The sequence below is a fragment of the Deltaproteobacteria bacterium genome (genome assembly GCA_028818775.1).
Taxonomy (GTDB): Bacteria; Desulfobacterota; Binatia; order UBA9968; family JAJDTQ01; genus JAJDTQ01.
In genome coordinates this window covers 1-20,182 of record JAPPNE010000122.1, presented here as the reverse complement: position 1 = coordinate 20,182, position 20,182 = coordinate 1, and the positions used below count along the sequence as shown (strand labels likewise).

At 65.9% G+C, this 20,182-nt stretch carries 20 protein-coding genes; 10 read left to right on the top strand and 10 right to left on the bottom strand.

The features are described from left to right. The first annotated feature begins 193 nt into the window (after positions 1-193). The 7 genes from OXU42_13695 (at position 194) to OXU42_13665 (ending at position 5,977) form a co-directional block, all read left to right on the top strand. Entirely contained in the window at positions 194-1,216 is a 1,023-nt protein-coding gene (locus OXU42_13695; protein ID MDE0030442.1) for a tripartite tricarboxylate transporter substrate-binding protein, read from the top strand. 41 nt (positions 1,217-1,257) lie between these two features. After that, complete coding sequence (locus OXU42_13690; protein MDE0030441.1) at positions 1,258-1,596, top strand: VOC family protein; 339 nt, start codon at positions 1,258-1,260, stop codon at positions 1,594-1,596. Positions 1,597-1,703: 107 nt separating this feature from the next. Continuing rightward, positions 1,704-2,402 carry a hypothetical protein gene (locus OXU42_13685; protein MDE0030440.1) on the top strand — a complete coding sequence of 233 codons (699 nt, stop codon included), beginning with the start codon at positions 1,704-1,706 and terminating at the stop codon, positions 2,400-2,402. 16 nt (positions 2,403-2,418) lie between these two features. Beyond that, a complete protein-coding gene (ggt, locus tag OXU42_13680) occupies positions 2,419-3,984 on the top strand; it encodes a gamma-glutamyltransferase (protein ID MDE0030439.1) in 1,566 nt (521 codons plus the stop codon). Positions 3,985-4,057: 73 nt separating this feature from the next. After that, positions 4,058-4,774, top strand: coding sequence for an iron-containing redox enzyme family protein (locus OXU42_13675; protein ID MDE0030438.1), 717 nt, complete (start codon positions 4,058-4,060; stop codon positions 4,772-4,774). Positions 4,775-4,788: 14 nt separating this feature from the next. Continuing rightward, positions 4,789-5,499 carry an iron-containing redox enzyme family protein gene (locus tag OXU42_13670; GenBank protein ID MDE0030437.1) on the top strand — a complete coding sequence of 237 codons (711 nt, stop codon included), beginning with the start codon at positions 4,789-4,791 and terminating at the stop codon, positions 5,497-5,499. A gap of 49 nt (positions 5,500-5,548) precedes the next feature. Further along, entirely contained in the window at positions 5,549-5,977 is a 429-nt protein-coding gene (locus OXU42_13665; GenBank protein MDE0030436.1) for a VOC family protein, read from the top strand. 30 nt (positions 5,978-6,007) lie between these two features. Here OXU42_13665 and OXU42_13660 read toward each other — a convergent pair whose 3' ends face one another. The 6 genes from OXU42_13660 to maiA form a co-directional block, all read right to left on the bottom strand. After that, complete coding sequence (locus OXU42_13660) at positions 6,008-6,910, bottom strand: dihydrodipicolinate synthase family protein (protein MDE0030435.1); 903 nt, start codon at positions 6,908-6,910, stop codon at positions 6,008-6,010. A gap of 137 nt (positions 6,911-7,047) precedes the next feature. Continuing rightward, the gene (locus tag OXU42_13655; protein MDE0030434.1) at positions 7,048-8,556 is read right to left on the bottom strand and encodes an ABC transporter substrate-binding protein; all 1,509 of its coding nucleotides are present in this window, start codon (positions 8,554-8,556) and stop codon (positions 7,048-7,050) included. Between the two features lie 189 nt (positions 8,557-8,745). Then, positions 8,746-10,275: an ABC transporter substrate-binding protein gene (locus OXU42_13650; protein ID MDE0030433.1), complete on the bottom strand. Its 1,530-nt coding sequence runs from the start codon at positions 10,273-10,275 to the stop codon at positions 8,746-8,748. 167 nt (positions 10,276-10,442) lie between these two features. Then, entirely contained in the window at positions 10,443-11,165 is a 723-nt protein-coding gene (locus OXU42_13645; protein MDE0030432.1) for a sulfite exporter TauE/SafE family protein, read from the bottom strand. A gap of 4 nt (positions 11,166-11,169) precedes the next feature. Continuing rightward, on the bottom strand, positions 11,170-12,558 hold the full coding sequence (locus tag OXU42_13640) for an SLC13 family permease (protein ID MDE0030431.1): 1,389 nt from the start codon (positions 12,556-12,558) through the stop codon (positions 11,170-11,172). Continuing rightward, entirely contained in the window at positions 12,555-13,193 is a 639-nt protein-coding gene (gene maiA, locus OXU42_13635) for a maleylacetoacetate isomerase (protein MDE0030430.1), read from the bottom strand. Before maiA ends, OXU42_13640 begins: the two co-directional genes overlap by 4 nt. Positions 13,194-13,525: 332 nt before the next feature. Between maiA and OXU42_13630 the strand changes: the two genes are divergently transcribed. The 3 genes from OXU42_13630 (at position 13,526) to OXU42_13620 (ending at position 15,951) form a co-directional block, all read left to right on the top strand. Continuing rightward, positions 13,526-14,134, top strand: coding sequence for an XRE family transcriptional regulator (locus OXU42_13630; protein MDE0030429.1), 609 nt, complete (start codon positions 13,526-13,528; stop codon positions 14,132-14,134). Positions 14,135-14,228: 94 nt separating this feature from the next. After that, positions 14,229-14,822, top strand: coding sequence for an XRE family transcriptional regulator (locus OXU42_13625; GenBank protein MDE0030428.1), 594 nt, complete (start codon positions 14,229-14,231; stop codon positions 14,820-14,822). Positions 14,823-14,844: 22 nt separating this feature from the next. Beyond that, positions 14,845-15,951: an amidohydrolase family protein gene (locus OXU42_13620; GenBank protein ID MDE0030427.1), complete on the top strand. Its 1,107-nt coding sequence runs from the start codon at positions 14,845-14,847 to the stop codon at positions 15,949-15,951. A gap of 47 nt (positions 15,952-15,998) precedes the next feature. On the opposite strand, the gene OXU42_13615 is transcribed toward OXU42_13620, so the two are convergent. The 4 genes from OXU42_13615 to OXU42_13600 form a co-directional block, all read right to left on the bottom strand. Further along, on the bottom strand, positions 15,999-16,766 hold the full coding sequence (locus OXU42_13615) for an SDR family NAD(P)-dependent oxidoreductase (protein MDE0030426.1): 768 nt from the start codon (positions 16,764-16,766) through the stop codon (positions 15,999-16,001). A 259-nt stretch (positions 16,767-17,025) separates the two neighbouring features. Continuing rightward, the gene (locus OXU42_13610) at positions 17,026-17,847 is read right to left on the bottom strand and encodes a hypothetical protein (protein ID MDE0030425.1); all 822 of its coding nucleotides are present in this window, start codon (positions 17,845-17,847) and stop codon (positions 17,026-17,028) included. A gap of 283 nt (positions 17,848-18,130) precedes the next feature. Next, positions 18,131-19,258, bottom strand: coding sequence for an amidohydrolase family protein (locus OXU42_13605; protein MDE0030424.1), 1,128 nt, complete (start codon positions 19,256-19,258; stop codon positions 18,131-18,133). Positions 19,259-19,310: 52 nt separating this feature from the next. Then, a partial coding sequence (locus tag OXU42_13600) for a tripartite tricarboxylate transporter substrate binding protein (GenBank protein MDE0030423.1) occupies positions 19,311-20,182 on the bottom strand: 872 nt, incomplete at its 5' end.

Genomic DNA, 20,182 nt, shown 5'->3' with positions numbered 1-20,182 from the left:
AGTGGCGGGTACCACGCGAGGAAGAGCAACGCAGCCGACGGCGAAAAGGACCCGCAGCTTCATAACGCTATCTGTGAGACAGGACACTAGGGTTGAACCTGGGGATCGAAGAGGGCTAAATGGGATGACACACGACAGGCGGTTCCGGTTTCACCAACAGCCGGCAACCGCGCTCTCACCACTGGAGGAACTCATGCCCAGGATCAGGACTTTCGGTTGTCTGGTCGTCGCCGTTTCGCTGTGCTGGCTCGCCGCGGCTCACGCCGCGCCGGACTACACCGGCAAGACGCTGCGGCTCATCGTCGGCACGTCGCCCGGCGGCGGGTACGATACCTACGCGCGCGCCATCGCGCGCCACATGCCCAAGCACCTGCCGGGCAAGCCCAACCTCATCGTCCAGAACATGCCGGGGGCGGGCAGTCTCATCGCCGCCAACTACCTCTACAACGTCGCCAAACCCGACGGGTTGACCTTCGCCATGCTCATCAGCGGCCTGGTCATGGAACAGACCATGGGCACGGAAGGGATCAAGTTCGACGCCGGCAAGTTCCACTGGATCGGGGCGCCGAGCGTGGGCATGCCCGCGTGCGCGTTCATGGGCTTCAGCGGCGTCAAGACCCTCGATGACGTGGTGAAGTCGAAGAAGCCCATCACCATGGGGGCGGCCGGCAGCAGCACCCGGGAGCAACCCAGAATCCTCAAGCAGCTTATCGGCGCCAACGTGAAGCTGGTGCCCGGTTACCAGGGCACGGCGGGCATTCGCGCCGCCATGACCCGGCGCGAGGTGGACGGCGCCTGCTGGCAGTGGGTGTCCATGAAGATCACCGCCCGCGACATGCTGAACGCCAAGGGGGACGACCAGCTGATCCCGGTGCTCCTGCAGGGCGATTCCAACGACCCCCAGGTGAAGGGGCTTCCCAAGTACACCGACTTCATCAAGGGCGCGGAGGACATGGAGGCGTTCAACGCCTGGATGGCCCAGTACCGGTTCTTCCGTCCGTTCGCCGCGCCGCCCAAGGCCCCGGCCGACGGCGTCGAGGTTCTGCGCAAGGCCTTCAAGGCAACACTCGAGGACCCCGAGTTTCTGGCGCTCGCCAAGAAGACGAGGATGACCATCGATTACGTGTCGGCGGAAGACGTCGCGGCCCAAGTAAAGCAGGTGCTGGCCGCCTCGCCCGCGGTCAAGGCCAAGCTCAGGAACATCATCGGAAACTGAAAACCGCCCGTTCAGGGGGACCCAGCAGGAAGGAGAAGCCAATGGCACGGCCCAGGATACGACACATCGCCATCAACACCCACGACCGCGACAAGGTGGCGGACTACTACAAGGAGCACTTCGGTCTGGAGGAGAAGAGCCGGGGGCCCAACGGCACCATCTACCTCTCCGACGGGCACGTCGACGTGGCGTTGATCAGCAGTCCGAACCTGCCCTACGGCATCCACCACTTCGGCTTCGTGGTGGACAGCGTCAAGGCCGTCGAAGAGTCCGTGAAGGCGACCGCCAACGCCAACACCTACGGCGCCATAGCGGAGAGCTGGATCACCGATCCGGAGGAGAACCGGGTGGACGTGTCCGAGCACGGCTGGCCGGTCTGAACCCGCCGGAACCCACCCCGCGCGCGAGCCCACGACGTAGGGGCGGGTTTCAAACCCGCCCCTGTCCCGGACCCTCGGCCGCGGGTGAGTTCGAATCGGAGGTACCCATGAGCGAGTGGACGAAAGCGCGCACGGTCGTCGACGACATGGTCAACCGGCATTTCGAGAGCGCGGAATACCGGCGCATCTTCGGCGTCCGCCTCACCCCGGCGCGTCAGGCCGTTCTCGATCTCCACTACCCCCATTACATCAAGAGCCGGCGCGACTGCTGGGCGGTGGCGGCGGGCAAGGCGCCGCTGGACGTCAAGCGGGCCATCTGGGAGCACGAGAAGGACGAGTTGATCTTCGACGAGCGTCTGGGCGCGGCGCACCTCACCGACGAGGACATGGCAGGGGCCGCGGACGAGGCCAGCCTCCTGCCGGGGGCGCGGGCGGCGTTCTGGGCGTGGTTCCACCTGTGCTCCACGCGCTCGTGGATCGAGGCCCTGATGGTCAACCACACCACCGAGCGCAAGAACAACAACGAGATCGTCAAGGGAGGCGGCTTCACCCACCGCATGGCCATGAAGAAGGCGCGCGAGATCGTGGGCTCGGTGGAGAAGCTCGACGCCAACACCAAGCTCCACATGACCGCGGACATCGGTCACTCGGACATGTTCGACCCGGTGTTCGAGAAGTACGTGCGCGACGCCGACACCGGCGCCCTGATCATCCGCGCGGCACGCGACTGCCTGGCCCTGGACCGGGCCTACCGCGGGGCGCTGGGCTCCGCGATGGTGGAAGTGCCGGAGACCCAGGCAGCGTAGTCTCGCGCGGAGCATCATGGGCACGGTCATGGGCAGGAACGGCATGGTTGCGTGCAGCCAGCGGCTGGCGTCGCTGGTGGGCGTCCAGGTGCTGGCGGAGGGCGGCAACGCGGTGGACGCGGCCGTGGCCACCGCGGCCATGCTCGGGGTGCTGGAGCCCATGTCCATCGGCATCGGCGGCGATGCCTTCGCGCTCCTCTACGTCGCCGAGACCGGCGAGATGAAGGCGCTGGACGCCAGCGGCCGCTCTCCCTACGGGGCCGATCCAGCGGCTTTCTGGAAGGAGGGCCTCGACGCGGTGCCGCAGACCGGGATCCACTCGGTGACCGTGCCCGGCGCGGTGCACGGGTGGGAGACGCTCCTGGAGGCCCACGGTACGCGCCCGCTGGCGGCTCTGCTGGAGCCCGCCATCCGCTACGCCGAGGACGGGTTCCCGGTGAGCGCCTTCACCAGCGAGGAGTGGCGCGGCCTGGAGGGCAAGCTCCGCGAGAACGAGGAAGCCGCGGCCGGATACCTGGTGGACGGGCGCGCGCCGCGACCGGGAGAGATTTTCCGGCAACCGGACCTCGCCCGGACGCTGCGCGGCATCGCCGAGGGGGGCGCGGAATACTTCTACCGCGGCGAGGTGGCGGAGAAGCTCGTGCGCTGCTCGCGCAAGCTCGGCGGCGCGTTCGACATGCGCGACATGGAGGAGCATGCCTCGGAGTGGGTGGAGCCTATCCGTGCGTCCTACCGCGGCCACGAGGTGTACCAGTTGCCCCCGGCCACGCAGGGGTTCGTGGCGCTGGAAATGCTCAGGATCCTGGAGGGCTACGACCTCGGTTCGCTGGAGCACAACGGCGCCGACCACCTCCATCTCTTCATCGAAGCCAAGAAGCGCGCCTTTGCCGACCGGGAGCGTTACCTTGCCGACCGCGACAGCATGACCGTGAGCTGGTGCGACCTGGTGGCGGAATCGCGAATCGCCGCGCTCCGGCGCGGCATCTCCATGGAAACGGCGGCGTCCCGCGTGGACGCGGCGCCGGTGGAAGGGGACACCGAGTACGTGGCCGTGGCCGACGGCCGGGGCAACCGGGTGTCCTTCATCCAGAGCCTGTTCATGGGCTTCGGTTCGGGCGTGGCGGTGGAGGACACCGGCATCGTGCTCCAGAACCGGGGCCACATGTTCTGTCTCGAGGAAGGGCACCCCAACTGCCTCGGCCCGCACAAGCGTTGCAGCCACACGCTCATGCCGGGCATGGTGTTGAGGGACGGGCGTCCAGTGCTGGTGGTGGGACTCAAGGGCGGCCACGTCCAGGCCCAGGTACAGAGCCAGATCATCAGCAACGTGGTGGACTTCGGCATGAGCGCTCAGGAGGCGCTGGATGCGCACCGGTTCAACCATCTGTCCGGCGTGGAAGTGGCGCTGGAACCGGGTGTGGCCGCCGGCACCGTGAGCGCGCTGCAGGCGCGCGGCCACCAAGTGGTCGCCGGGGCGCCCGAGAGCTTCGGCGGCGCCCACGCCATTGCCATCGAGCCGGACACCGGGGTTCTCATGGGCGGGTCGGATCCGCGCAAGGACGGCTGCGCCATCGGCTATTGAATCGGAACGTGTCGTAGTCCCGCGAATACACGAGATGACTCGCGGGACGCCACGGGACCGGGAGGGACTCACCATGGAAGTTCATGAGTGGCGCAAGGCCATCGGCGACATCGTGCGGGAGCATTCGGCTTCCGACGTCGTGAACCGCTATTTCGACCTCAAGCAGAACCCGCTGCGCGCCCAGGTGATCGTGCGGGAGCTGGCCCATTTCATTCGCCACCGCCGGGACTGCTGGGCGCACGTGTCCGGCAACTGCCCGGTCTGGTCGGTGAAGCAGAAGATCCTGCAGCACGAGTACGGCGAGGTGATCAAGGATGAGTTCAGCGAGCACGGCCACATCACGCTGATCGTGAACCAGGGCAAGCTGGTGGGGCTCGAGCCCGAGGACATCCTCAACGCCGATCCTCTTCCCACGACCCGCGCCGTGCTCTACGCCTGGGGCTGGATTACCCGCGAAAAGCCGTGGCTCGAAGGGCTGGCGGCGCTGACGGTGACGGAGTGGTGCAACGACGACCGCCTGTTGGGGGACCACGGCGGCGGCCATTCCACCCGCATGGGCCGGCGCTGGAGCGAGGACATGGGCTTCAAGATGAAGCAGATGCCCAACTTCGACGTGCACTCCCAGGCCGACGAGGAGCACAGCGACATGTTCCTGCCCGACCTCGAGAGGCACGCCACCGGGCCGTTGCAGGAAAAGGCGTTGCGCGCCGTCAAGGAGTCCATGGAGCTCATGACCATCTACCGCGCCGGGGTGCTGGAAGCCATGGAGCGCATACCGGCGGACGCCTGAGAAGGAGCGGCACGATGGACGCGACGGCGGCACGGTACGACGAGATGCTGAACCAGTTGACCCGGGAGACGTTTGCCGCTCCCGAAGTCAAGGAGTTCTACCAAGTGCGGCTGAACCCGCGCCGGGCGCAGATCATCGCGCAGCAGTTCGGGCTGTTCGTACGCGGCCGGCGCTCGGCCTGGGCCTACCTCATCGCGCGCTGTCCGCACATGGAAGTCAAGAAGGAGTTGCTGGAGCACGAGACCGAGGAGATGCTGTTCGACCCGCGCTGCGGCTCGGACCACTACACACTGTGGGTGCGGCACGGCGAGGCCGTGGGGCTCACCGCCGACGAGGTTCACCACGCGCGGCCGCTGCCTACCACCCGGGCGGCCATCTGCGGCTGGAGTTGGCTGGCCTTCAACCTGGGCTGGCTCGAAGGGCTCGGCGGCGTGGCCGTGCTGGAGCGAGTCAACCTGGACCCCATCATCCCCGGCGGGGCGCACCAGACCCGTGCCCAGGAGCGCTGGACGAAGGACCTCGGGCTCACCTTGGAGCAGCTACCCAATTTCAAGCTGCACCGCGAGGCCGACACCGACCACAAGAGCCAGACCATGGAGCTGTTGGCCAACTACGCCGAGACGGAAGTTCAGTGGGAGGGGATACTGGACGCCGCGCGCCAGTCCCTGGAGTTCTGGCAGGTGTTTCTCGGCGGCATCGCCCGGGCCATGGAAGGGGCCGATTGACGGCGTCCGCTCGCCCGGGAGCAGGAACGAAGTAGAAGAAGGGGGATACATGGCACGCTTGAGACACATCGCAATCGCCACCAAGGACCCGGAGAAGACCGCGGCCTTCTACCAGAAGGTGTTCGGGCTCAAGTTCATCAAGCAGGTACCCGATTCGCCCCGCGGAGGCGGCGTGTTCCTCTCGGACGGACACGTCAACTTCGCGTTCCTGAACTACCCCTCCGACGAGGCCGCGGACATGGTGGGGGGCGCCGCCTACGAGGGGCTTCATCACATGGGGTTCCAGGTGGACGACGTCCAGGAGGCCAACGCCAGGCTGGACGGCACGGGGGCGGAAATCCTCGGGGACGCGGTGGGTTCCCACCACAGCTTCTACTTCGAGGAGAAGGTGCGCGGCCCCAACGGCGTCATCATGGACATCTCCGCCAAGGGCTGGGACCTGGAGCCGCCGGCCCCCGCGTCCGCCAAGAAGGGGTGACGCCCCCGCTGCCGCGTGATCCGCGGACCGTCAAAGGCCGGTGGCCTTCAAGGCGTCCGCCACGGTCTGCATCGCTTCCTCGGTCAACTCCTCCGAAGGCCAGCGCGGGTAGCGCTTGATCTTGAAACCGCGGGCGCGCATGGCTTCGCGATGGGCGCTGCGGCCGAAACGCTGCCCCAACCGGCCGATGGTGCGCCCGAAATCGTCCGCCTTCTTCTGTAGCGGAATCGCCTGACCGTAGTCCCGGCGCTCCAGGGCGTTCCACAGCGCCACACAGATCTCGGGAATTGCGCTGGTCAAGGGCGGGATGGCGCCGCTGAGTCCGTGGGGCGTCGCCGGAAGAAGGTCGATGCTGTTTCCCGACATGACGGCAAAGTCCTCGGGCATGGCTTCCAGATAACCGAGCAGCGGTCCCTGGGCGTAGTAGCTCGCCTTCATGCCGCACAGCGACGGTACCTCCTGCTGAAGGGCCTTGGCCGTTGCCGGCGTAAAGGCCCAGCCGGAGTACTTGACGTTGTCGTAGAGGAAAAGGGGCGTGCCATTGACCGCCGCCGCCACGGCCTTGTAGTGCGCCGTGATCTCCCACGGAGTATGGTCGGTATAGTAGTACGGCGGCACCACGGCCACCGCGTCGACCCCCAGGCCTTGCGAGTGCCGGGCGAGGCGGCAGGTGGTCTGCACGTCCGCGGCGCCCGCGTGCATGATGACCGGGACGCGCTCCCGTACGCGGTCCATGACGAATTCCGCGGTGGCGATGCGCTGTTCCGTCGTCATGGCCGGGCCCATGCCGGTAGAGCCTAGCACGAAGAGCCCCTGTACGCCGGCGGCGATGTTGAACTCCAGCATTTCACCAAGGACGTCGAAATCCACCTCGCCGTCGTCATCGAATGTGGTGAGGGTAGGGATGAAGATGCCGCGGAATCGGGGGTTCATGAATGCCTCCTCAAGTCTTGATGCCCGCGCGGGGGTCCATGTGACTTTCGGGACCGGCCGCTGGGACTCCTAAATCAAGAGGGGCATGCTTCCGGTCCGGAAGCATGCCCCTCCCTTGGTTGGCGGTGACTGTCCCGCTACTTCACTTTGATGTCCATGCCGTAGATGCGGGAATCAGCCGGGGGCTGATAGTCGATGTCTTTCGCCATTCCCCACAGGAACTCGTGCCGCCACTGGAAGCAGGCGGGCGCCATGTCCGTGATCAGTTCCATGGCCTGGGTGAGGTACTCGTTGCGTTTCACCGGATCGAACTCCTGTTGCTCCGCGTCAAGGGCTGCGTCGATGTCGGGATGGGAGAAGCCGATCCGCGGCGAGCCGCCCTTTCTGAAGTACTGGTGGAACGCCGAGCTCGGATCGAGAACGCCGCCGCGACCCATGTAGAAGAACGGCACCTTGCCCTTCTGGACGTTGGCCCAGAGGGTGGGCCACTCGGGCGTCCGCAGCTTGGCCTTGAAGCCCGCGGCGTTGAGCATCGGGATCATGGCCTCGGTCACCTGCTTGTCCAGGATGTAGCGGCCGACAGGGGTCTGCAACTCCACCTCGACGCCCAGATGCCCGGCCTGCGTCAACAGCTCACGTGCCTTCTTGGGGTCGTAGGTGTAACGGGTCTTCAGGTTCGGGTTGTAGCCCAACTGGCCGGGACCCAGGGGACCGTCAAGCCGCTGCGCCTGCCCTTGCAGAAGAGTCCTGATGATCTTGTCCCGGTCGATGGCGTAGCACACCGCCTGGCGCACTTCCTTCTTGTCGAAGGGCGGCTTGGGCTGCATGCCCAGGAACATGATCACGAGGGATTGGATCTTTACGATCTTGTGCCTCGGAGAGTTCTCCACCGTCTTCATCAGATGCGGCGGAATGAGCTGCGCGACCTGCACCTCGTTGTTCATGAGGGCGGCCACCCGCTGCTCGGTCTCGCGCATCACCCGGAAGACGACTTCGTCCGGCGCGTTGGGATTCCTCGACATGGCCGGGTGGTCGGGGCGCTTCCGGATGACCATGCGCTGTCCCTGCACCAGCTCCACCAGCTCGTAGGGGCCGCCGCCCAGGTGGTGTTTCCGGTCGGCTTCCGCCGGGCCGTACTTGTCGTAGACCGCCTTGCTGGTGATGATCAGGCCGTCACAGAGGAAGTCCAGCAGAGGCGCGGTGGGCTTGTGGGTGGTGACCTGCACGGTGAAGTCGCCGAGCGCTTTGACCTCCTTGACCGGACGGGCCACGGACGCCTTCTGCTTGCTCTGCGGGTCGTTGAAGATGCGCCAGATGGAGTGGACGATGTCGTGGGCCGTCACCGGGCTGCCGTCGTTGAACGTGTAGCGCTGGTCCAGCTCGAACACCCAGTTGTTGGGATCCACCACCTTCCAGCTCTTGGCCAGCCGCGGCTCCCACTTGCCTTCGTTCCAGTTGTACTTGCACAGAGGGCCGGCCAACTCCGTGTAGATGCCGTAGAGCAGCGCCACGCTGTCGCCGTACGGGTTGTGGGTCTCCATGGTTTCGGTGGCGCCGATGGTGACACGGGTCTGTGCCCACGCCGTGTTGGCGGCCAAGCATAGCGCGAGCCCGGCAACGGTCAGAGCCACGAGAGTGATTCGCATGTGGTTCCGCATATTCTTCTCTCCTCTGTTTGTTCCTTCCCTTGCAACGTGACGATGCCGTTGCGCAATTCTCGCGCTTCTATCAACGTGGTTGGGAGTTGTCAACTCAAGTCGGCGAAAATCAGGACAAAAAGCAAGAGGGCATGCTTCCTTTCGGGAAGCATGCCCTCTTGCGCCGGACAAGATGATCTACTTCACCACCATGTCCATGCCGTAGATGCGGGCGTCGGCCGGGGGCTCGTACTCGATGTCGTTGGTCATGCCCCACAGGAGCTGGTGCCGCCACTGGAAGCAGGCCGGCGCCAGGTCCGTGATCAGTTCCATGGCGGTGGTGAGGTGCTGGTTGCGCTTCTCGGTATCGAACTCCGCCTGCTCCGCGTCGAGGGCCGCGTCGATTTCCGGTGTGTAGAGGCCGATGCGCGGCGACCCGCCCGTCCTGAAGTACTGGTGAAACGCCGAGCTCGGGTCCAGCACCCCGCCGCGGCCCATGTAGAAGAACGGCACCTTGCCCTTCTGCACGTTGGCCCAGAGCGTCGGCCACTCCGGCGTCAGCAGCCTGGCCTTGAAGCCGGCGGCGTTGAGCATCGGGATCATCGCCTCGGTGACCTGCTTGTCGAGCACGTAGCGGTTCACCGGCGTCTGCAACTCCACGGCCACCCCGTCGGGATAGCCGGCCTTGGCCAGCAGTTCGCGCGCCTTCTTCGGGTCGTAGGTGTAGCGGGCCTTCAGGTTCGGGTTGTATCCCAACTGACCCGGACCCAGGGGGCCGTCGAGCCGGCGCGCCTGACCCTGGAGCAGGGTGTTGATGATCTTGTCCCGGTCGATGGCGTAGCACACCGCCTGACGCACTTCCTTCTTGTCGAAAGGCGGCTTGGGCTGCATGGCCAGGAACATGATCTCGATGGAGTCCGCCTTTGCGATCTTGTGGTTGGGCGAGCTGTTCACGGGATTGAAGAGATGCGGCGGTATGAACTGGGCGATCTGCACCTCGTTGTTCATCAGCGCCGCCACCCGCTGCTCGGGTTCGCGCATGACCCGGAACACGATCTCGTCCGGCGCGTTGGGGTTTCTCACCATGTCCGGGTGGTCCGGGCGCTTCTTGATGACCATGCGCTGTCCCGGTACCAATTCGGCGAACGCGTAGGGCCCGCCGCCCATCATGTGCTTGCGGTCGGCTTCCCTGGCGCCGTACTTCTCGTAGGCCGCCTTGCTGGTGATGATCAGGTTGTCGCAGAGGAAGTCCAGCAGCGGAGCGGTGGGCTTCTTGGTGGTGATGCGGACCTTGAACTTGTCCACCACCGCCGACTCCTTGATGGGGCGGGTCACCGCGGCTTTCTGCTTGCTCTGGGGGTCGTTGAGGATGCGCGTGAGGGAATGCACGATGTCCTCGGCGGTCACAGGGCTGCCGTCATTGAACTTGTACCGCTGGTCCAGCTCGAAGACCCAGTTGTTCGGGTCTTCCACGGTCCAGCTCTTGGCCAGCCGCGGCTCCCACTTGGCGTCCTTCCAGTTGTACTTGCACAGGGGGCCGGTCATCTCCGTGTAGACGCCGTAGAGAAGGGCCACGCTGTCTCCGTAAGGGTTGAACGTCTCCATGGTCTCGGTGACGCCGACGGAGATCCGGGTCTTCTTCTGAGCCAATGCGGTGTCGGCCGCAAGGATCAGGGCGAGGCCCGCGACGACCAAGGTCACGAAAGTGGCGCGGAATCGAGTTCGCATTTCCGTCTCCTTTCAGGTTCGTCCCGTGCGTTGGAGATGGGTTGTCGTGTGGGTGGACGTGCCGCTGTCTGTTGGCCGCGCTTCTATCAACGTCGCCGGCGGGTTGTCAACACTTCTCGTGAACCTGCAAGGCCGGGTCTACCCAGGGCGTGTGGTGTCCGGGACGCTCACAACAAGACCGCCGACAGGGCTCCGGCCACCACCACGCCGGTGGCGAGCCACCGGAACGCCGCCACCGACACCCGTGCGCGCAGCCACGTCGCCGTGAAGTATCCGACGGCCACGGCGGGCAGGCCGTAGAGGGAGAACCGCGCGGTGACCGGGGTGAGCAGGTCCATCTCCCAGTAGAACGGAAGGGAGAACGCGGAGATGCTGAAGAAATAGGCGATGGCGGTGGCGCGGAACACGGCCGGTTCCCAGCGTTGCTTCAGCCCCAGCAGCACCAGCGGCGGTCCGGCCACGGTGGTGCTGGCCGCGAGGAAACCGGCAATCAGGCCGACGGCCGCGCACGCCGGCGCTTCCCGCGCGTACGGGGGACCGGGTTTGATCTGAAGCAGCAGCACCAGGACGATCATCAGCGCACCGATCCCCCGTTGCAACGTCACCGTGTCGACTTCCTTCAGGACCATGGCGCCGAACGGGACCATGAGGGCGGAGCTGACGAACAGGATCGCGAGGCGCCGCCAATCGACGTCCCGGTGGAGCTGTATGAGTTGGGCCAGGCCCAGGGGCAGAAAGACCAGGACCATGCTCGGAACCACCACCGTGGCCGGCAACGCCACCAGCAATGGGGGCACCGAGAGGATCATCATGCCGGCCCCGGTGATGCCCTGAAGGCTTGCGGCCAACAGCACCACGGCAAAAACGTAGAGTCCGGTCTCCCATCCCACGACGTCACCCCGCGAAGTATCCCAGATGGCGCAGCCAGAGGAACTGGAGCGGCAGCGTCACGGTCCAGGCCAGGAGAGTCAAGGCCAGCAACAGCCGCGTGGCCTGGGCCACCCGCATCCCGCTGAGGCGCGCCGCCACCACCATGGGCGGCAGCTCGTAGGGAAAAGGCACCATGGACCAGTTGACGGTCTGGGTCAGAAGCACCGTGGCCACCGGCCAGCCGGTGACGGCGCTGAGGTCCTTGGCCAGGGTAGCAGCGATCACCGGCTCGGCCGGAACCGTCGTGGCGATGCTGATGAGCATGCCCACGGCGCTCATGGCGGCGAGGTTGAAGAAATCGCGGCCCGGCTCCATGGGGAGCTTGTCCAGCAGCCATCCCGCCAGCAGATCTCCCAATCCACTGTGCACCGCCACCGACCCCAGGCCCACGATGCCGCAGATGAAGAGCCAGGGCCCGAGGTTGACCTTGCCGGTGAGGGACTCGGGCGGCATGCAACCCAGTCGCGGCAAAAGGCACAGGATGCCGGCTCCGAGGGCGATCCACGCCGGCGACACCCGGTGCCAGTAGTCGGTGACCCATAGGGCGAGGGCGGCCACCAAAATCAGCAAGAGCTTGCGTTCCGCGGCGGTCCAGGGCGAAGGCGCGTCCGCCGTCTCCAGCACGCGCACCTCGGCCGGGAACAGCGCGGCGATCAGGAAGGGCAGGGCGACGAGGTTGACGATGCTGATGACCGGGAAGTGCATCAGGAAGTACTCGCCGTAGGTGATGTGGATGCCGTGTATGCTCTCGGCAGCCCCCAGCATGACGACGTTGGGGACGGCTGCGGTGAGGATGCCGAAGCTCGGGAAGATGCTGCCCGCGGCCACGGCCAGGGTCACGCCGGTGCGCCCGGTGCTCCCGCGCTCGAACCCGAGGCGCTCGCCCATGCTGAGAAAGATCGGCAGCATGACCAGCACCCGGCTCATGTTCGAAGGCACGATGAAGCCCATGAGTCCGGCGGTGAGGACGATGCGGCACAGGAAGCCGCGATAGGAGCGGCCGAACCAAGCCGTCGCGGCGGTGGCGATGCGCGCCCCGAGGCCGGTGGTCTGCACCGCCGCGGCGATGATCAGGCCGCCGAAGACCAACCACCCCGCGGTAGAGGAAAAACCCGCGAAGACCGTGTCCGGCGGCGCGCCGGTGACGGTCACCGCCAGGAAGCAGAAGATGACCGCCGTGAGGTATTCGGGGATGACCGCCGTGGCCCAAAGGCCCACGCACACCACCACGACCGCCGCGGTGGGGAGGACCGCGGGAGGCAGTCCGGCGGGCGTGGGCATGACGGCGAGCACGAGGCCGCCCGCGCACGCTGCCGCCGCCAACAGCCGCGCCGGTGACAGCGCGATGGTCATTCGGCGTCGGGCTGTCGTTCGGGGGCCTGGTCCTTGAACGCGGAAAGGCGCATGCAGTTGTCGTGGATCCGCGCCAGGGTGGGGAACCGGCCCATGTCCACGGCGAAACGCTGCGAGTTGAAGACCTGCGGGACGAGGCAGACATCGGCGAGCGTCGGATTGTCTCCGAAGCAGTAGTCCCCGGTGCGCGGGTCGTCCTTCAGCATCGCTTCCATGGCGCCGAAGCCGTCCTCGATCCACCGGCGCGCCCACGCGGCCCTGGCGCCGTCGTCCAGCTCCAGGTCGTTCTCCAGGTACTGCAGGATCCGCAGGTTGTTGATCGGGTGGATGTCGCAGGCCACCACCTGCGCCAGAGCCCGCACCCACGCCCGGTCCGCCGCCCCGCCCGGCAGCAGAGCCGGTTCCGGAAACCGTTCCTCCAGATACTCCACGATGGCCAGGGATTGCGTGAGCACCTTTCCGTCATCCACCAGCGCCGGGACCAGCCCTTGGGGATTTTGCGCAAGATAGTCCGTTGCCCGCTGATCCCCGCGGCGCAGATGGATGGGTTGAAGGTCGTAGTCCAGGCCCTTGAGCGACAAGGCGATGCGCACCCGGTAGGACGCCGAGCTCCGAAAGTAGCCGTAGAGTTTCATGTTCCCTCCGATTCCCACCGGCGCCGCCCCTCCCTCCACATCCGCCTCGGTCCCGTCCCAACCGTCCCGGGCGGCGGGCCGTGAATGCCGGAAGTCTAGCGCGGCGAGATCGGCGGCGCCACCACGCCGAAACTCTCTCCTTTTCCGCCGCCCGTTTCAGCCGTCAATAACTTTTCGCCGCGGCGAGGAACGTTAGTCCGGATGCTTGCTCCAGACAACGGTATATGTTCTTATAAAGTAGTGAACCGTTGTTTCACCGGCGAGCTATGATTTCACGGCGGCAACGTAAGTATCCTTTGTTGCCGCCGCGCGTAAACCGAGACAGGAGCCGCATGCGCGCAATACCACGCTCCCACGATGTCGGACAGGCGTTGCACCGTCTCCGGCGCGAGAACGGCTGGACTCTTGCCACGGTGAGCGGGAAGACCGGCGTCGCCGTGTCCACCCTGTCCAAGATCGAAAAAAACCAGACGTCTCCCAACTACGACGTCCTCGTTCGCCTGTGCGAGGGCCTGGAAATGAACCTGGCCGAATTTTTCCAGGCTGGAAGCGGTTCCGCGTTCGCCCAGGCGTCCAGGACCGTCAACCGTCTGGGAGACGGGCTCCGGTACCAATCACCCCACGGCGAGTACCTTGTGCTGAGCGCCGAGCTCGCGAAGAAGGTCATGGCGCCTCGGTTGATTCGGGTGCCGAAGGGCGGCGAGACGCCGGCCGTTGTCGCGTCTCACGCGGGAGAAGAGTTCGTTTTCGTTCTTAGTGGAACAGTGAAGTTCTTCATGGAACCGTACCGTTCGATAGTCCTGAAGACGGGGGAATCCGTGCACTTCGACGCGCGGATGCCACACGCAACGGTCGCGGAGGGCGACCGGGACGCGCTGGTTCTCGTGGTTTCGCAAACGGACGTCAATCTGACGGAGAAGGAGTACACGGGGCAAGGGTAAATACGTTTGGGGATCAATCGGGAAACCTATTTTCGTCTAATGCCTATTTTTGTCAGGACATATAGTCATTTCCGGCCGGAATCGGGTGGGACACGTGTCGCGGTTTGAGCGGGCGAACAGTCTCAGCAGGTTGCTCCGTCGGATACGGCGTGAGAACGACTGGACACTGGCGGCGGTTGCCGAGAAGACCGGGATCGCCGTCTCCACGTTGTCCAAGATCGAGAACAACCAGACTTCGCCGAACTTCGACGTGTTGACGCGCTTGTGCGAGGGGATCGGGCTGGACTTGTCGGAACTGGTGGGCGGCGCCGGCTTCGCGACGTTCGCGCACGGCTCGAGGACGGTGAACCGGGAGGGGGACGGGATTGTGTACGACGCGGCCCGGGGCCAGTATTGTGTGCTGAGCGGCGAGCTGGCTCAAAAGGCTCTCTTGCCGATGCTGGTGCGACTGCCCAAGGAGACGCGCGTGCCGAAGGTCGTCGAGGGCCATGCGGGGGAGGAGTTCCTGTACGTCGTCAACGGGCCGGTGAAATTCTACATGGAACCGTACAGCGCCCTTCTCCTGCAAACCGGCGAGTCCGTGCATTTCGACGGTCGTATTCCCCACGGCTTCGTGGCCGCGGGCGAGGACGACGCGGTGATTCTTGCCGTCTGCGAAGCCGCGCGGTTCGAGCGCGAAAAGGCCTGATGCCGCCCGGGGGTGAAGCACTATGAAACAGATCGACGTCGTGGATGCCGATTCCCACGTCATGGAAGTGCGCGAGACCTGGGACTTTCTGGACGACGAGTTTCGCCACCGCGCGCCGGTGGTGGTGCAGGGGGAGGGGTTGGCGACCAACTCCCACATCGACGCGTGGTGGCTCATCGACGGCCAGATCCATCCCCGCCTGTGGGGTAAGGGCACCACCTTCAGCGGCACTCCGCTGGAGATGAAGTTCGCCCGCGACAAGGTATTCAACATCGGCAGCCAGGGCATGACGGACATCGACGCCCGGATCAGGGACCTGGATGCCTTCGGCATCGACATCCAGGTGATCTTCTCCTCCATCCTGTTCCACCGGCTCACCGACGATGCCCGATTCGAAGCCGCCTTGATGCGCAGCTACAACACCTGGATCTCGCAACGTTGCAACGAACGCCCCGATCGGTTGAAGTGGGCCGCGGTCATTCCCATGCGCGATCGCGAAGCGTGCGTGGCGGAGGTGCGGCGCGCCCGTGATCTGGGCGCCGTGGGGCTGATGATCGGCGGCACCGCGGGCCAGACCTTGCTGCACCATCCCGACCTGTCGCCGTTCTACGCGGCGGCCTGCGACGTGGACCTGCCGGTGTGTATCCACACGGGCTGGAGCGCGCCGGGCCTGACCCGGACCTGCGAGGACCCCTACGCCGCATTGATCCTGAGCTTCACGCTACCCGTGCTCATGGGCTTCTTCAGCATCGTGGGCGGCGGCGTGCTGGACCGCTTCCCGAAGCTGCGGGTGGCGTTCCTGGAGGCCGGTTCCGAGTGGATCCCCTACATGGTCGGACGGATGGACCATTACCATCCGGTGGTGTCGATGCTGGGGAACCGGTCGAAGAAGCCGCCCAGCGAATATCTCAAGGAAGGCCGGGTCTACGTGACGTGCGAAGCGGAGGAACCGCTGCTGCCCCAGGTGATCGAGCTGGTGGGCGAGGGCCAGATCCTCATCGAGGGCGACATCCCCCACGCCGAGGCGCGCGAGACGGGCATCGAAGAGCTGCGCGAACGCACCGACATCTCCGAGGCCGTCAAGCGGAAGATCCTGCGTGAGAACGGCCTCGCCTTCTACAAGCTTTGACTCCGCTTGGCTCGTGGAACCATTCCCGGACCCGCCTCCGCGGGCACTCAACTCCGCTTGATGACGCCGCTCGAGGTGAAGCCGCCGTCCACCGGCAAGGTGATGCCGGTGATGTAGCCGGACTGCGGCAGGGCCAGGAACAGGGCCGCGTGCGCCACTTCTTCCGGAAGGGCGAATCGGCGCATGGGAATGGCCCGGTCATAGGCGCGGCGGGTTTCGTCGTCGTACATCTTCCGGGTGAGCGCGGTGTCCACCGGGCCCGGCGCCAACGCGTTCACGGTCACCCCGGTCTCGGCCAACTCCAGGGCCATGACCCGGGTCATGGTGATCATGGCCCCCTTGGTGGCGCCGTAGGCGACCCGCCCGGTGCCGCCGCGCATGCCGGAGACGGAGGCCATGGCCACGATGCGGCCGTAGCCCGCCTCCACCATGACCGATCCCGCCGCCTGCATCACCAGGAAACTGCCGGTGAGATTGACGGCGAGCATGCGCTCCCATTCCTCCCGGGTGGTTTCCAGGGCGAGCTTCTCGAGCCCGATCCCGGCGAACGGCATCGCGATTTCCAGCGACCCGAACCGGGCCGTGGTAGCGCTGATCAGCGCGTCCACGTCTTCGCCCCGCGTGACGTCGGTCCTGACAAACAGCGCGCCCGCACCTTTTTCCGTCAACTCCTCCACCACTTGCACCCCGGCCTCTTCGTTGATGTCCGCGATGACCACGTTGGCGCCCGCTTCCGCCAGCAGGCGGACGGTGGCGAGCCCGATGCCGCTGGCGCCGCCGGTGACGACGGCGCTGTGTCCTTCGAGAGAGTACATGCCGGTTCCTCCACGCCGGGAGTTTGTCGGACATTTGCGTCCTTCGACATCAGGTCGCCTGGGTGATGTTGGGTCCGCCATCCATCACTCGGGCGACCTGACGTCGAAGGACGCTATTCGTCAATGACACCCAGTTCGCGCCCTACTTCCGCGAACGCCCCGAGGGCGCGGTCGAGTTCCTCGATCTCGTGGGCCGCCGACATCTGGGCGCGGATCCGGTCCTGCCCTGTTCATCCGTGGGAGCGGCTCGGGGGGTACGTCATGCCTCGCTCCGCACGACCTCTTCCCAGACGTACAACGGCTCGATCTTGCCGGCTTCGATCTCGCACATGCGTGCCTCGCTCACCGGATAGTTGAACTGGGCGTTGCGAAACCGCACCCGCGCGTCGCCGTGGCGCTTGACGTATCCCTTGATCCGCTCCAGGTCTTCCTCCGTCAAATCGAGGTCGTGGAAGCGTTCCAACTGGTCGGCGCCGTGCCGCAGTTCGTCGTTCAGGACCACCTTCATGGCTTCGGCCACCCGTCGCTCGAGCTCGCCGCCCTTGATCCGGCTCAAGGCGAAGAACGTGCCCGAGCCGCCGCCCTCCAGCACCCCTTCGTCCCCCACCAGGGCTGCCCAGGGCGCCCCCTCCGCCGCCAGCTCGTCGGCGATGGCTTTCTTCTCACGGGACAACCGGATGCTGGCCTCGTTTTCGGGGAGGGTCGGATCGGGATTGAAGATGTCGTAGCGGCGCAGTTCGCCGATGAAGGGCTGCTCGCCCGTGAACCATGCCAGCACGTCGTGGCACATGACGTAGTGGTTGGTCTCCTCGTGAAGCTTCTCCAGGGTCTTGAGGTAGGTGTGCCGGTCCACCGTGACGCCCAGCCACCCCAACTGATTGGCCAGCAGGCCGCCCAACTGGTACACGCGGGTCAGTTCCCGGCCGGTCTGCTGTCTCAGAAACCGGATGTGGTCTTCCCTGGGCCGCGGCCGGCTGAAGTAGGTGGCAGCGACCTCCGCCTCTCCCGCCGCGCACTTGCCCAGCAGCACGCCGACCTCCCGTGCCGCCCGTTCACTCATGCTCTCCTGCGAATCCGCCACTGTGGCGCCTCCTGTGCATCGCCCGGCCGCGCGGGGCACCCCAGGCTCTTGGGAGTCTGTCCGGGTAGTTGAACCGTCCTTCGATTTCGTTCGCCCTGAGCCCTTCGGCAAGCTCGGGACAGGCTTTGCCGAAGGGTTCAGGACAAGACTATCACAACCGTTCGTCCTGAGCGTAGCGGAGCGTCAGCGAAGCGAAGTCGAAGGACACCATACGAATTCCCCGACATGCTCCTAGCCCGCAAGGCAATGCCGCGGCCGGCTCGGTCCGGCGGACACCTCCCGGTCAGAGGCCGTAGAACGCCTTGGGGTTGTCCACCAGAATCTTCTCGATGACGCGGGCCGGGAGGTCCTCGCGCTGCCGCATGACGTCCACCATGCGCGGCTCGTTGGCCGGGTCGGTGTGCCCGTAGTCCGAGCCGATGAGCAGGTTGTCCTCGCCGGTGTAGTTGAGCAGGTAGGGAAGGTCCTCGTCCGCCTCGCAGGCGACGTAGATGCGATAGTCCTGGAACAGCTCCACGTGAGTCTCGTGCTTCCAGCGGGGGCGCTGGATGCCCTTTCGGCCGCCAGCGACCGCCGCCCGGGACTCGCGCCGGAGCACGTGCAGCAGGTACGGGATCCAGCTCGCCTTGGCCTCGATGAAGCCGAAGCGCAGGCCGGGGTAGCGCGCAGGCAGGTGGTTGGCGACGATGTCGCGGAACGCGAACAACGGCAGCACCACCTGGTTGGCGAACACCGAGCTGACGGCCAGGTCGAAGAGGTTGAGCAGGGTGCGGGAGCCCGACCCGGTGTGGATGCACACGGGCAAGTCGAGCATCTCGGCCTCTTCATACAGCGGAAAGAAGTACGGTTCGGCGATGCTCCGGTCGCTCTCCAGACCGCGCAGGGTGACGCCCGCCGCGCCGTTGGCCTTGCCCTTGCGCATTTCCTCCAGCGAGGCGTCCATGGAGTGGAGCGGCGGCACCACCACCCAGCGGAGCCGTCCGCCGGACTTGGACCAGACGTCCGCCATCCAGTCGTTGTAGGCGCGGCACAGAGCGGTCTCCAGCTCCGGGTCGTCGGTCAGGTAGACCAGGAACAGGGTAGGGTAGATGACCTGCACGTCCACCCCCAGCCGGTCCATGTCCGCCAGCCGCGCCGGCACGTCGGTGATCTCGCGGCAGGCGATGAGCACGTCCTGGCGGCGCACCTGTCCCTTGGAGCGGGACGGCGTCACCAGCCGGAAACCGCCCCGACCGGCGGGCTTGGGAAACAGGTTGCCGTCGATGAGCCACAGGACGTTGATGTCCGCGTACACGGTGTCGTCCGGCACCTCGGTCATCACCGGCCGCCGGGGGTACATGGAAGGCTCCATGAGCTCCCACATCCCCGCCGACTCGGATATGTGCGTATCTGCGTCTATGACGCCGGGCATGTTGTCCTCGTTCGGTTGGCGGCGCCCGAAAGGAGCCGGGGCGCCTCCCGTGCTACTTCTTCAGCGCCTTGCGGATGCCGTCCGCCTCCTTTTCCACATTGGAGATCACGTTGTTGGCCGACTCCACCGCGGCCTTCGCGTCGCCCGGATCGATGGGGGTGCCGCTCTTCTTGGCCCAGTCCGTGAACACCGGATCATTCATGGCCTTGACCACGATCTCCTCCAGCTTCTTCGCCCGCTCGGGAGGGACTCCGGGGGGCAGGGCCACAAGCCGCAGGATGCTGCTCAGGTACCCCAGGCCCAACTCCTTGGAGGTGGGTGTGTCCGGACAGGCCCAGGAACGTTGCGGCGCCAGGTGCACGACGCAGCGGAGATCGCCGCCTTTCGCCAGCGGCCCGACCGTGGAGTGCTCGCTCGGGTTCAGCCAGGTAACGAAGTCCCCACGCATCAGGCCGGGCACGCTGTCTCCGGTTCCGCGGTAACCGGTCACCATGTCGAAGCGCAGCCCCAGGTTCTTGGCCGCTAGGTACGACGGCAGCCACCGCCCGGTGCCGATCCCCTCGACTCCCCAGGTCAGCCGGTCGAGCTTCTTGAGATCGTCCAGGGTCTTGTGTGGAGACTTTCCTGACACGAACAGCGTGTAGGCGTCGTTCCCCATGCGGGCGAGCCACTGGTACTTGTTCAGATCGTAACCCGGGTTCTTCGTGGCGGTGATCGAGGGCGGGATCAGGCCCAGGAGGTCGACGAGTCCTACGGTGTGGCCGTCCGGTTTGGCCCGGTACAGGTACACGGCGCCACGCCGGCCGCCCGCGCCGGTGACGTTCTTGACGATGACGCGGACGCCCTTGGGCAGATACTTGTCGAGGCTGCGGGCCAGCGCCCGGCTCATGGCGTCATAGCCCCCGCCGGGCGGAAACTGCACCA